13 protein-coding genes are annotated in these 12,461 nt (G+C 64.5%); 6 read left to right on the top strand and 7 right to left on the bottom strand.

The features are described from left to right. Nucleotides 1-53: 53 nt before the first annotated feature. From ACQ4W6_RS15570 to ACQ4W6_RS15555, 4 genes are read left to right on the top strand one after another with little or no spacing between them, the layout of a single operon-like run. On the top strand, nucleotides 54-560 hold the full coding sequence (locus ACQ4W6_RS15570; protein ID WP_436568080.1) for a MarR family winged helix-turn-helix transcriptional regulator: 507 nt from the start codon (nucleotides 54-56) through the stop codon (nucleotides 558-560). A 10-nt stretch (nucleotides 561-570) separates the two neighbouring features. Further along, on the top strand, nucleotides 571-2,724 hold the full coding sequence (locus ACQ4W6_RS15565; protein ID WP_436568079.1) for an FUSC family protein: 2,154 nt from the start codon (nucleotides 571-573) through the stop codon (nucleotides 2,722-2,724). Then, a complete protein-coding gene (locus ACQ4W6_RS15560) occupies nucleotides 2,714-2,914 on the top strand; it encodes a DUF1656 domain-containing protein (RefSeq protein WP_070224633.1) in 201 nt (66 codons plus the stop codon). The genes ACQ4W6_RS15565 and ACQ4W6_RS15560 overlap by 11 nt, the downstream gene beginning before the upstream one ends. A 40-nt stretch (nucleotides 2,915-2,954) precedes the next feature. Then, complete coding sequence (locus tag ACQ4W6_RS15555; protein WP_436568078.1) at nucleotides 2,955-3,854, top strand: HlyD family secretion protein; 900 nt, start codon at nucleotides 2,955-2,957, stop codon at nucleotides 3,852-3,854. Nucleotides 3,855-3,858: 4 nt separating this feature from the next. On the opposite strand, the gene ACQ4W6_RS15550 is transcribed toward ACQ4W6_RS15555, so the two are convergent. The 5 genes from ACQ4W6_RS15550 to ACQ4W6_RS15530 form a co-directional block, all read right to left on the bottom strand. After that, nucleotides 3,859-4,605 (bottom strand): SDR family oxidoreductase, encoded by a 747-nt coding sequence (locus tag ACQ4W6_RS15550; RefSeq protein WP_436568077.1) that lies wholly within the window; start codon nucleotides 4,603-4,605, stop codon nucleotides 3,859-3,861. Between the two features lie 97 nt (nucleotides 4,606-4,702). After that, nucleotides 4,703-4,927, bottom strand: coding sequence for a hypothetical protein (locus tag ACQ4W6_RS15545; protein ID WP_436568076.1), 225 nt, complete (start codon nucleotides 4,925-4,927; stop codon nucleotides 4,703-4,705). 12 nt (nucleotides 4,928-4,939) lie between these two features. Continuing rightward, the gene (locus ACQ4W6_RS15540; protein ID WP_436568075.1) at nucleotides 4,940-5,611 is read right to left on the bottom strand and encodes a thiol:disulfide interchange protein DsbA/DsbL; all 672 of its coding nucleotides are present in this window, start codon (nucleotides 5,609-5,611) and stop codon (nucleotides 4,940-4,942) included. A 157-nt stretch (nucleotides 5,612-5,768) separates the two neighbouring features. After that, on the bottom strand, nucleotides 5,769-7,337 hold the full coding sequence (locus ACQ4W6_RS15535) for a TonB-dependent receptor domain-containing protein (RefSeq protein ID WP_436568074.1): 1,569 nt from the start codon (nucleotides 7,335-7,337) through the stop codon (nucleotides 5,769-5,771). A gap of 117 nt (nucleotides 7,338-7,454) precedes the next feature. Further along, nucleotides 7,455-8,345, bottom strand: coding sequence for a LysR family transcriptional regulator (locus ACQ4W6_RS15530; protein ID WP_436568073.1), 891 nt, complete (start codon nucleotides 8,343-8,345; stop codon nucleotides 7,455-7,457). A 113-nt stretch (nucleotides 8,346-8,458) separates the two neighbouring features. On the opposite strand from ACQ4W6_RS15530, the gene ACQ4W6_RS15525 reads away from it, so the two are divergent. Beyond that, a complete protein-coding gene (locus tag ACQ4W6_RS15525) occupies nucleotides 8,459-9,277 on the top strand; it encodes a DODA-type extradiol aromatic ring-opening family dioxygenase (protein ID WP_436568072.1) in 819 nt (272 codons plus the stop codon). Between the two features lie 59 nt (nucleotides 9,278-9,336). Here the strand turns inward: ACQ4W6_RS15525 and ylqF are convergent, their stop codons facing one another. After that, entirely contained in the window at nucleotides 9,337-10,284 is a 948-nt protein-coding gene (gene ylqF / locus ACQ4W6_RS15520; protein WP_436568071.1) for a ribosome biogenesis GTPase YlqF, read from the bottom strand. A gap of 175 nt (nucleotides 10,285-10,459) precedes the next feature. On the opposite strand from ylqF, the gene ACQ4W6_RS15515 reads away from it, so the two are divergent. Next, a complete protein-coding gene (locus ACQ4W6_RS15515) occupies nucleotides 10,460-11,257 on the top strand; it encodes a hypothetical protein (protein ID WP_436568070.1) in 798 nt (265 codons plus the stop codon). Between the two features lie 3 nt (nucleotides 11,258-11,260). On the opposite strand, the gene ACQ4W6_RS15510 is transcribed toward ACQ4W6_RS15515, so the two are convergent. Then, nucleotides 11,261-12,187 carry a histone deacetylase family protein gene (locus tag ACQ4W6_RS15510; RefSeq protein WP_436568069.1) on the bottom strand — a complete coding sequence of 309 codons (927 nt, stop codon included), beginning with the start codon at nucleotides 12,185-12,187 and terminating at the stop codon, nucleotides 11,261-11,263. Nucleotides 12,188-12,461 lie beyond the last annotated feature (274 nt).

Here is a 12,461-nt window from a genome sequence, read left to right as displayed (position 1 = left end):
GCCAGCTCAACAAGATACAATCGGAGCCTCATTCACACATGAAGGACTATGACATGACCGCTTTTGACGCCACCTCCAAGCGGCTGCAACATATCCGCACGCGCATGCCAGAGTTCCCCATGGAACTGATGCGCCTGTTGCGCATGACGTACCACATTCAAAAAGGCATGAAGGACCTGACCAACGCCGCGCTGAAAAAGCACGACCTGGTCGATGCCAGCTACATGGTGCTGGCCGTGCTGTACGGCACGGACGACGAAGCCTCGAACGCCTGCACCCTGGGCATGGCTTCCCATGAAAAGCCGGCCAACCTGACGCGCGTGTGCAACGACCTGGAAACGCGGGGTCTGATCCTGCGCGGCACGCGCCCCGGCGACCGCCGCTCGGTGATGATTTCGCTGACCGACAAGGGCCGCACGCTGATCGAAACGGCGCTGCCGGACGTGTACCAGGAAACCGCGTCCCTGTACGAAGGTTTTACGCAAGAAGAACTGCAAGTGCTCGACAAGCTGTACGTGCGCCAGTTGCGCAACCTGAACAATCTCAACAACCAGAACTGATAGCCTATCGATGACGCCAGCCACAGCAACAACACCTACGCACGGCGCCCTGCCCCGGGCGGCCCACTGGCTGGCGCTGGCGCTGCAAGACTGGCGCAAGACGGAAGGCGAACGCTGGATCTACGTCGGCAAGAACCTGATCGCCGCCTTCTGCGCCCTGTGGCTGGCTTACCGCCTGGGCCTCGATTCGCCCAGCACGGCCATGACCACCACCGTCATCCTGGCCATGCCCAGCAGCGGCATGGTGCTGGAAAAAAGCTTTTACCGTTTATGCGGCACCCTGCTCGGATGCACCGCCGCGCTGACCCTGATCGGCCTGTTTCCACAGCAGCCGGTGCTGCTGTTTGCCGGCCTGGCCCTGTGGGTGGGTCTGTGCACCAGCGGCTCGGCGCTGCACCGCAACGCGCAATCGTATGTGTACGTGCTGGCTGGCTACACGGCCTGCATGATCGTGCTGCCCGCCATCGAGCAGCCGACACAAGTGTTTGCGCTGGCCGTCACGCGCGTGGCCGAAGTGGGCCTGGGCATCATCTGCTCGGCTGCCGTCTCCAGTGTGCTGCTGCCGCGCCACCAGGGCACGCAAGTGATGCGCACGGTGCAGGCTCGCTACGGAAAACTCCTCACCTTCTGCCAGGACGTGCTGCAGCAAAAGCTCACACCGGCGCAGGTGGAATTGACGCATTTGCAGTTTGCCGCCGACGTGGCGGCGCTGGAACTGGGCCGCTCGGCCGCCCTGTTTGAAGTGACCAGCGCGGTGGGCCACGCGCGCGCGCAAAACCGCAAGCTGCACGCCTTCAACGCCACCTTCATGACGGCGCTGACCACCTTCTACACCTTCCACCGCCTGTTCGACCGCCTGCAGCTCGACGGCAAAACACAAAGTATGCAGGTGATGCAAGCCTGCGCGCCCCTGTACGCCATCGTCGCCGAAGCGCTGCAGGCGACGCCGTCGCAAGGCTCGCTCGACACCATGCAGCAGCACCTGCAAGCGGCGCTGGCGCTGGCGCGCGCGGAGATTGATACGGCACAAGTCGCGCATGCCCAGCGCATCGATTTCGACACCGTCTGCGAGCTGCTGGAACGCTTTGCGCGCGACATGAGCCGCTTTCACGAAGTGTATTTCAGCCTGGCCCACGATACGCCCCTGGAGATCAGCACGCCGCAAGCGTATGCACCAAAGACGCCGCCCGCGCTGGTGATCGCCAGCGGCGTGCGCGCGGCCATCTGCCTGGGTCTGCTGGCCCTGGGCGCCTACTTCCTGGCTTGGCCCTACGCCAGCACGGCGATGCTGATGGCGGCCATCTTCACCGCGCTGGCCTCATCCGCGCCGCGCCCCATCGTGATGATACGCCAGGTTCTGACGGGCTTTTTGTTCGCCATGCCGCTGTCGCTGATCTGCCTGTATTTCGTGCTGGTGCACGGCGACGGTTTCCCCATGCTGATGCTCAGTTTTGCGCCGTTCCTGGCCATCGGCCTGTACCTGATGACCAATCCCGCCAAGCTCGGCGTGGGCCTGGGCATCTCGACCTTCGTCACGCAGATGGCGCCGACCAACGTAATGCATCTGGATGGCGCCGCCTTTTTGAACATGGGCATGGCGCTGATCGTCGGCCTGATGCTGGCCGCCGTGGTGTTTGCCGTGATCCTGCCCGAACACACCATGGGCCACAAGGACCATATCGGCCCGGCCCTGTGGCGCGAAGCGCTGCATGCGTGCACGGCGCCGGCCCGGCGAATCAAGCACCGCTTCGACAACCGCGTGCGCGATTTGCTCAGCCAGCTCAATGCAGCGGCGGGCCCGGCGCCGGGCGAGGCCACGCGCACCGTCGTGCGCCAGGCCTTGACCCTGCTGGAAATCGGCCACTCGGTGATCGAACTGCGCGAACTGATCGCCAGCGCCCGGCCAGGCGCCACGCCGCACGCGCTGCAGCAATGCGTGGACGGCATCGCCGCCTGGCTGCGCACGCGCGGCGATACGCAATTGCAGGCGGCGCTGGTCGCCACCTTGCAGGCGGGCACCGTGGTGCGCGCAGCCCAGGCTGAGGCCGATACGTCGCCCGAGCGCAGCGCGCGCCTGCAAACGGCGCTGACCGACCTGCACTCGATCTACACTTCATTACTCGACCATATGGCGCCTGGCGCCGGAGACCACCATGCCGCGTGAATTCGCCCTGTTCGGTATCTTGATACCTACCCTGCTGCCCCTGTTCATTCTCAGCATCGGCCTGCAAACCCTGCTCGACCGCGTGCTGGGCTGGCTGGGCGTATACCGCATGGTGTGGCATCCATCGCTGGCGCGCCTGTGCATCTTCATCGCCATCTTTGGCGCGCTGGCCCTGTCGCTGTATAAATAATTAAAAAACTGTTCATTCTGATCAAGGAAGGGCTGCCGACATGGTAACCAAACTGACCCGCTACGCAATCACCGTGCTGCTATTGGCCGCAGCGCTCTGGATAGGCAAGACCGTCTGGGACCGCTACATGGCATCGCCATGGACGCGCGACGGCCGCATCAAGGCCGATATCATCAACATCAGCGCCGACGTGGCCGGCACCGTCACGGACGTGCTGGTGCGCGACAACCAGGTGGTGCAAAAGGGCGACATCCTGTTCGTCGTCGACAAGGAACGCTATGTCAGCGCGCTGGCCCAGGCCGACGCCGTGCTGGCCGCGCAAAGGACGGAGCAGGGCCGCCGCAGCAAGGAAGCGCAGCGCCGCGCCGGCCTCGACGCCAGCATCATCTCCACGGAAAGCCGCGAAAGCGCCGCCTTTGCCGCCACCTCGGCCACCTCGCAAGTGCAGGCAGCGCAGGCAGTCCGCGCGCTGGCGCAGCTGAACCTGGAGCGCACCACCGTGCGTGCGCCCGTCAGCGGCTACGTGACGAACCTGAACGTGCACAAGGGCGACTTCGCCGCCGTCGGCGCGCCCAAGCTGGCCGTCATCGACAGCGCCTCGTACTACGTCGTCGGCTACTTCGAAGAGACCAAGCTGGGCATGCTGGCGCAGGACGACAAGGCAGAAATGAAGCTGATGAGCGGCGGCACCCTGCACGGCCACATCGAGAGCATCGCGCGCGGCATCACCGACCGCGACGCCACCACGGGCCGCGAACTGCTGGCCGACGTCAACCCCACCTTCAACTGGGTGCGCCTGGCACAGCGCGTCCCCGTGCGCATCCACATCGACCAGCAAAACAAGAACCAGGTGCTGGTGGCCGGCACCACCTGCACCGTGGTGGTGACACCCCATTCGGCGACGGTCAAGGCCACCCCAGCGGCGCCGGCCAAGGCGTAGAAATCTAGCGCCCGCCGGCCACGTCGAGGATGCTGCCCGTGACATACGTCGCGCCGGGCCCCAGCAGGTACAAGATGGCGTCCGCCACCTCTTCCGGCTGGCCGCCGCGCTGCATCGGCACGCCAGACTCCAGGCGCGCCACCCTTCCCGGCTCGCCGCCCGAGGCGTGGATCTCCGTGTAGATGATGCCGGGGCGCACGCCGTTGACGCGGATGCCTTCGCCCGCCACCTCTTTTGCCAGGCCGATGGTGAGCGTGTCGACGGCGCCTTTCGAGGCCGCATAGTCAATATACTCACCCGCCGAACCGATGCGCGCGGCCACCGACGAGACATTCACGATGCGCCCGCCCTGCCCTTTCGAGGCCGTCGACATGCGCCGCACGGCTTGCTGGCAGCACAGGAAATAGCTGATCACGTTGGTGCGCAGCACGCGCTCCATGCGCTGCATGGAAATGTCGACCAGCCGGCATTTCTGCTCCAGCACGCCGACATTATTGACCAGCGCCGTCAGCGTCCCCAGGCGCGCATCGACTTCAGCAAACAGGCGTTCCACATCGGCTTCGTCGCTGACGTCGGCCTGCACCGCGATGGCCTCGCCGCCGCTGGCCGTGATGCGTGCACACAGCGCCTCGGCCGCCTGCGCATCGCGCACATAGTTGATGCACACGGCATAGCCCTGGCGCGCCGCCAGCACGGCTGTCGCCGCACCGATGCCGCGACTGCTGCCCGTAATCAGAATGACTTCCTTCATTGCCTCTCCTCGGTGGTTGTAGCTGCATGATAACCGCAATTTGCAGGCGCAAAAAAACCCGCGCGTGGCGGGTTTGCGTCCATGCGGCACTCAATACTCAATTTCGGAAGTGCGTCATGGCATACGTCAGGTGCTGCCACCAGTGGTCGCGCGTCTGCACGCTGGCCAGGCACTTCGCATCGACCTCGGTCTTGAACGCGGGGTCCACGCAGGCCTTGCTGGCCAGCGCATTGCGCTGGTTTTCCACATTGACGACGGCAAGCGAAAGCCAGGCCACGAGGGCGACGGCCAGCACGCATAAAGTCCATGGCAGCTGTTTCATGACAATCTCCGCTTACTTCTTGGCTGGCGCGGGAGTGCGCTCTTTCAGGGTGCGCGCCACCAGTTCATCCATCACGCGCAGGGTCGCTGCCTGGGTCTGCGGCTCGGACTGGCCCGGACGCGACAGCTGCGCCGGCGACGTCACGAAGCGGCCATCGATGACGATGGTCGGCGCGCTGTCGATCTTGCTGGCGGTGATCAGCTGTTCATTGCGTTTGAGCTTGGTCTGCACGCCGAAGGAGTTGAACATTTCCAGGTATTTTGCCTTGTCGATGCCATTCTTCACCAGCAGGTCGAGGATGGCGTCATCGCGGTTCAGGCGGTTGCGCTCGACGTGGATGGCGCGGAAGATCTTGTCGTGGAACTGCTCCAGCTGGCCCATCGCCTCCAGCGTGATGTAGGCCTTCGCCTGCGGATCTTTCGGGCCGGAGAACGCCAGGTGGATGCGGCGGAAGGCGATCTTGTCGCCCTGCTTCTTGACCCAGTCGTGCATCAACGGATCGAGCGCATAGCAATGCGGGCAGGAATACATGAAATACTCCACCACTTCCACCTTCTTGCCCGTGTCCGTACGCACTGGCGTGGATAGCGTGGTAAAGCCGGTATCGGCCGCCATGGCGCCGCCGGTGGCAGCCACCAGGGTGACGGCGGCGAGCAGGGGACGCAAGAAACGCAGAAAACGCATGATAATCCTTCATGATAAATAGTCGAGAACGAGGCGAGATTACCACTTTTTGCGCCGTCCATCGGGCCCCGGATAGAAAAAAGGCGCGTTTCCTTGCGCCAGACGTCGCCGATTAAGCCCCAATTAAGCTCCACCTCAGCGCCGCCGCGCGAATGCATCAGAAATGGTAGCGCGCCGAGACGCGCAGCTGGCGCGCGTCCTTCTGGTAAATGCTGGAACGGCAGCCCGGCGCATCGCCGTAGTGGCGGCGGTTGGCCAGGTTGCTGCCGGCCAGTTCCAGTTCCCAGGCGCCCAGCTTGCGCACGTAGCGCCCGTCCAGTGTGGCAAACGCGGGCACTTGCGCCAGGCAGCTATTGTCAAAATCCGGGCCATAGCGCAGGGCGCGCAGCCACTGCACGCCGGCATCAACACTGGCGCCGCCCGGCGCCGTCCAGTACAGGTGCACGGTGGCCAGGGTTTTCGGCACCAGCGCGATATCCGGACCGTGGTAGGCGTAATCGTCATAGCGCGCATGCACCTGCCGCACTTGCGCGTCGAGGCGCCACGCAGGCGCGATGGCCACGCTGGCCTCGATGGCGATGCCGTCGCGCCGCGACGGATCCAGGTTGCCGGCGAAGCCCAGCTGGCCCAGGCTCTGGTCGAAGACGATCTGGTTGCTCAGGCGTTCGCTGAAGACGCGCACGGAGGCGCTGCGGGCGCTATCGCCGTAGGTGGCGCCGAGCTCCGTTTCGCGCCGCACCTGCCCTGCCAGCGGACGGTAACCGGCGCTGGTATAGCCATCGTCATCGATACGGTAGCTGCGCGTGGTGCTGACGTACACGCTCAGCTGCGGGCGCAGCAGCACGCTGGCCTGCACATTCCAGGCGTTCTGGTTTTCCCAATCACTGCCACCGGGCGGCATGTCGGCCGGATCGAGCTCGATCTGTTCATGCCGCAGCCCCAGCAGCAGGCGCGGCGCCAGCCAGCCGCCAAAGGCCAGTTCTTCGCGCAGCAGCAGCGCGCGTGAAAACTGGCGCCGCTGCCCGTCACCATCGCGCCGCAGTATGCCGCCGCCCGAGCGCCGCTCCCACTGCATCAGGTCCAGGCCCACTTCCGTATCCGTGCCCACGCCGCCCACCTTGCCGTAATGGCGCACGCGGGGCGACAGTTGCAGGCGGCCGCTGCGGTAGGACGACTCGGCGCTGCCTGCCGCGCCCGCATACTGGGCCGCAGCGTGTTTTTCCCGCTGCGACAGTTCCACGCCCAATTCAAAATTACCCACATAGCGCTGCACGAAGGCGCTGGCACGCTGCACTTCATAGCGGTACAGGTCTTCCGGGCGCGCCGCCAGCAGGGCCAGGTAGGGCGCCTCTGGCGCCGGGTAGCGCGTATCTTGCCTCATCTGCTCGACAGTGAAGCCGAAGCGGCCCTGGCGCAGTTTCCACTCCGCGCCGCCGTTGACGCCGCGCCGCTGGAACACGCTGCCATCGCGGTAATTGCCATTGCGCTGCTCATCCATCGCCGCGTCGAGCACCATGCTGCCCTGGCCATACGACAGGGCGCCGCGCACGCTGCGCTGGCCGCCCTGCGCCAGTTCGGTGGACAGGTCGCCATGCCTGATGCCGTCGGCAACGGCCGCCGCGCTGCCGCCCACATCAGCGCCTTCCTGCGCGCACGCCGGCATGGCCAGGGCGCACAGCAGCATGGTGCGCGTGGCAACAGTCAGGACGAGGGGAACAGGCATCATGGCGGCTGGCTTGAGTGCGATGGCGCGACGCGGGAGCGTGGCGTTAAAGGCGGGGATGGCAAAAGCGAATCATTATACGCACGCGGCGCCGTGCGGCAAACGCCAGCGCCGGCGCCGTCAGCTTTCCAGGCGCGCTTCCTCGGCAAGGAAATCGATGAAGGTGCGCACTTTCGACGACAGGTAGCGCCGGCTGGTGTAGACGGCATACACGCTGCCGCCGGCCAGCTGGTAGCCATCGAACAGGCGCACCAGCCGCCCCGCCGCCAAGTCGCCATCCGTCTGCCACGACGGCAGCAGGGCGACGCCCATGCCATCGAGCGCAGCGGCGTGCAGCAGGCTTTCGTTATTGCATTGCAGCACGGGGGCGAACTTCACCGTGTCGCGCCCCTGCGACCCGTCGAAGGTCAATTCGTTGCCGTTTGACAACAATGAGTAGCTGATCATGGCGTGCTGCGCCAGCGCCTGCGGCACCAAAGGGTGACCCGCGCGCGCCAGGTAGGCCGGTGCGGCCACCAGATGAAAGGCGATGCTGCCGATGGGCCGCGCGATCAGACTGGGCGATGGCGCCTGGCTCACGCGCAAGGCCAGGTCAAACCCTTCTTCCACCAGGTTGACCACGCGTCCGCTCAAGTCGATATCGAAAGTAACTTCCGGGTAGCGTTCGCGGTAGGCGGCCAGGGTGCGCGTAAAGATGGCGTTGGCGAACCAGACGGGCGCGCTCAGGCGCAGCATGCCGCGCGGCACCACCGTCGTGCGGCCTACGGTCGCTTCCACCTCGTCGAGATTGTCGAGCATCTCGCGGCACTGTTCGAAATACACCTTACCGATTTCCGTCAGGCTCAGGTGGCGGCTGCTGCGGTTCAGCAGGCGCGCGCCCAGGTGGCGCTCCAGGTGCATCACGTGCTTGCTGACCATGGCCGGAGACAGGTCCAGACGCTCGCTAGCGCGCACAAAACTCTCCAGTTCCACCACGGCGCGAAACACGCGCATGCTGCGCAAGGTATCCATGGCATCCAATCATCAACAAAATGGAAATGATATATCAATAATACCGATCTTGATCAACTCACCGCACATGACTATCATGATTCCATCATCAGCCATTCCTATCCGGAGCCGCCATGCAAGAGCACACCTTTCCCACCTATTTTCTGTCGCACGGCGGCGGTCCTTGGCCGTTCATGAAAGAGCAGTTCGGCGACCGCTACGACGTGCTCGAAGCGTCGCTGCAGGATATCCCGCGCCAGGTCGGCACGCGGCCAACGGCCGTGCTGGTGGTCACGGCGCACTGGGAAGGGCCGCAGTTCCTCGTCTCGGCCAGCCCGCAGCCGGGCATGATCTACGACTACTCGGGCTTTCCGCCGCACACGTATCAGATTCAGTACCCGGCACCCGGTGCGCCAGCGCTGGCGGCGCAGGTCAAGCAGCTGCTCGACGCAGCCGGCCATCCGGCCCGCCTGGACCATGAGCGGGGCTTTGACCACGGCACCTTCAGCGCCCTGTTCCCCATCTACCCGCAGGCGGACGTGCCGCTGGTGCAACTGTCGCTCAAACACGGCTACGATCCGCTGACGCACGTCGAGGTGGGCCGCGCACTGGCCGGCTTGCGCCGGCAAGGCGTGCTGATCATCGGCAGCGGCCTCAGCTACCATAACCTGCGCCAGTTCGGCCAGGCGGGCGCCGTCGCCTCGCACCAGTTCGACGCCTGGCTGCGCCAGGCGATGGCCTTGCCACCGCAGCAGCGCCTGGAACAATTGCTGGCCTGGGACCAGGCACCGGGCGCGCGCCAGGCCCATCCGCAGGAAGACCATCTGCTGCCGCTGATGGTGGCGCTGGGCGCCGCCGAGCAGGAAACGGCGCAGGTGGTGTACCATGAGGAAGATTTCTTTGGAGCACTGGCCGTCACCAGCTTTAGATTCGGCGAAGCTGCAGCAGCATAAAAAAAGCGCCGCGACAGGGTGAACTGTCGCGGCGCTTTTTTCAGGAGCAATGTCTGGATTTACGTGCCGCGCTTGCCCCGCGCCGCATTCTTTGCCTTCTCGGCGGCAATCGCCGCCGCCTTGGCGGCTTTTTCCGCCATCTCGGCAGCGTGCTGCGCCAGCAGGGCCGCGCGCGTGTCCGGCGTTTCCAGCGAGATACGCCCCAGGATGCCACTGCGGTAATCGAGCAGCAGGGTGTGCGAAGCCTTCTCGAAATCGTAGTCGCCGCCCTTGATACGGTAACCGCGCTTGGCGGCGATGCCCTCGACCACGCCGATGGCGTCGACTTCATCGACCTTGGTGCCGTAACGGGCCGCCAGCAAGCCTGGATAGCGCTTGAGCAATTCCTCGGCCAGGAAGACGGCCACTTCTTCTTCGATCAGCGCGTTCGAGCCGATGGCGTGGCTGGCCGCCAGCATCAGACCATCGCTGGGGATGGCGATCTTCGGCCACAGCATGCCGGGCGTGTCGACCAGGATGGTGTTCTTATCCAGATACAACTTTTGCTGCATTTTTGTCACGGCCGGCTCATCGCCCACCTTGGCCACGCGTTTTTTCAGCAGCGCATTCATCAGGGTCGACTTGCCCACGTTGGGGATGCCCATGATCATGATGCGCAGCGGCTTCGTCGGTACGCCACGGTGCGGTGCCAGCGACCTGGCCAGCTCCGGGATGCGCGCCACGTCGCCCGGCTTCTTGGTCGTCATCGCGTACGCGGTCACGCCTTCCTGGGCATTGAAATACGCCACCCAGGCGGCTGTCGCGGCCGGATCGGCCAGGTCGATCTTGTTGAGGATTTTCAGGCAGGGGCGCTGGCGGAACAGGCGCAGCTCGTCCACCATGGGATTGCAGCTGGCTGCCGGCAGGCGCGCATCCACCACTTCAATCACCAGATCGGTGTTCTCCATGGTCTCGGCCGCTTTCTTGCGGGCCGCGTTCATGTGTCCTGGGTACCATTGTATCGCCATGCTCTTGCTTTCAGATCGTTCAGTCAATCCGCTATTTTACGTGGTTGCCGCCACAGCGTCCCGTTTTCTGCCGCTAACGCCTGCCGTGCGACGCGAACGAGACAATTGGTGATAATTTGGCAGTTACCTGAATGATAATATTCATCCCCCACGCACTTAAGCTGTCACGTTTCCCATGTCCTTTTCCCACCTGTTCCTCTTCGCCACTCTCGCCGCCTGCCTGCTCCCGGCCCACGCCTTGGCCCAGCCGGCAGCGCCTGGCGACACGGCGCACCAGGAAATGCAGCAGATTGTCGATGTGCAAAGTACGCGCGACCCCGACCTGCGCCCCTACCGCACCATGCTCAAGGGCGTCGACGCGTATGCCGACCACCAGCGCCTGGCACCCAACGCGCCGCTGCGCTTCATGCTCATTCCCGCCACGCCCACCGGCAAGCTCGATGGCGTAACCTTGCACCTGTCGGCCGACAACCTGTCGATTCCCATCCCGCTGGCCGCCAACGGCAGCTTCACCCTGGCGCGCGACAAGGCGGCCTACGATGCCAATGCCGACCTGGTCAGCAACAAGAAACGCGACACCGTGCGCTGGCGAGCCGACATCCATACGCCCGGCCTGCCGGCCAATGTGCGCCGCCTGGGCGACCTGCGCCTGGAATGCGAAATCCGCTGGGCCGTGGAGCAGGACGAGTTGTCCTTTGTCCGGCGCAACCTGTTTCGCATGGCCGGTGGGCCCTGCCACTCCTCGCTGATCCACGTGCCGTTTCCCGTGCTGCGCAAGCTGCTGGCCGTGCAGGCGCGCTCGGGCGAGCGCACGATGGACATCCGCGTCACGCAAGACCTGCAGCGCTACGTGCCGCCCCTGCATGACCAGAGCTGGGACGACGATACCCTGCTGACCTTGACCTACGCCGGCGACAGCAGCATCGCCACGGCAGTCCCAATTCTGGCAGCCGCCTGCCCTTGTTTTAATTAAACTTTACAGCTCCGCCAGCGCCTTGACATGCGCCGCCACGCTGCGGCCCAGGGAGGACAGGTTGTAGCCCCCTTCCAGGCAGCTGACGATGCGGCCCTTGCCGTACTGGCTGGCGACCGCCATCATCTGCTGCGTCATCCAGCTGTAGTCGGCCTCGACCAGGCCCATGCCACCGACATCATCTTCGCGGTGGGCATCGAAACCGGCGGAGATAAAAATCATCTGCGGCTGGTGGCGGTGCAGCGCGGGCAGCCAGTGGTCGAGCACCAGCTGGCGCACGGCGTCGCCTTTCGAGCGCGCCGGCACGGGCACGTTGACGCGCGTGTCCGTGTAGGATTCCACATCGCTGTACGGGTAAAACGGATGCTGGAAGAAACTGACCATCAGGATGCGCGGGTCGTTCGCCACCGATTCGGCCGTGCCATTGCCATGATGTACATCAAAGTCGACGATGGCGACGCGCTCCAGCCCGCGCACGTCGAGCGCATGCTTGGCGGCAATGGCGACATTGTTGAACAGGCAGAAACCCATCGGTTCGCTCGGCCGCGCATGGTGGCCGGGTGGACGGATAGCGCAAAAGGCGTTGCTGATCTCGCCATCGATGACGGCGTCGGTGGCCGCTACGGCCGAACCGGCGGCGGCCAGCGCCGCATTGTAGCTGTGCGCATTGAGCAGGGTATCGCCGTCGAGCGGGTAATAATCACCGGCCGGCGGCACATTGTCGCGCACCAGGCCGATGGCCGTGGCGCTGTGGTTGCGCTCGATATCGGACAATTGCGCGCGCACGCCGTCGCGGTGCTCGACCAGGTCGCTGATGTGCGCGAGGATCAGTTGATCATTGATGGCCTGCAAGCGGGCAGGCGATTCGGGGTGCCAATCGCCCATTTCGTGGCGCTGGCAATCGGGGTGGGTGTAAATGGCTGTGCTCATGCGCTGTACTGGTTACCTCTGTCTCTGTCCACACTCTGTCCATACTGGGAACGCATACCGGGAACACTGCATGGTATTGCTGCCTGCCTGGCGCGTTCTCGCATAAAATCATTGGCTGGTCTGTGCCGCCCTTGCTGCAACACTAATCTACCACGCGCGCGGCACTGGCGGGCGGCGTGCTTTGACCTGGCCAAAGCGATTGTAAATTAAATAGCCCGAGGCGCACGCCGCCATCGCTGGCTTTCTGGCAATCTTTGCCGCGATGAAGTATGGT

Source organism: Janthinobacterium woesei (genome assembly GCF_051380875.1).
GTDB lineage: Bacteria > Pseudomonadota > Gammaproteobacteria > Burkholderiales > Burkholderiaceae_D > Janthinobacterium.
This window is presented reverse-complemented; position numbering and strand designations above follow the sequence as displayed.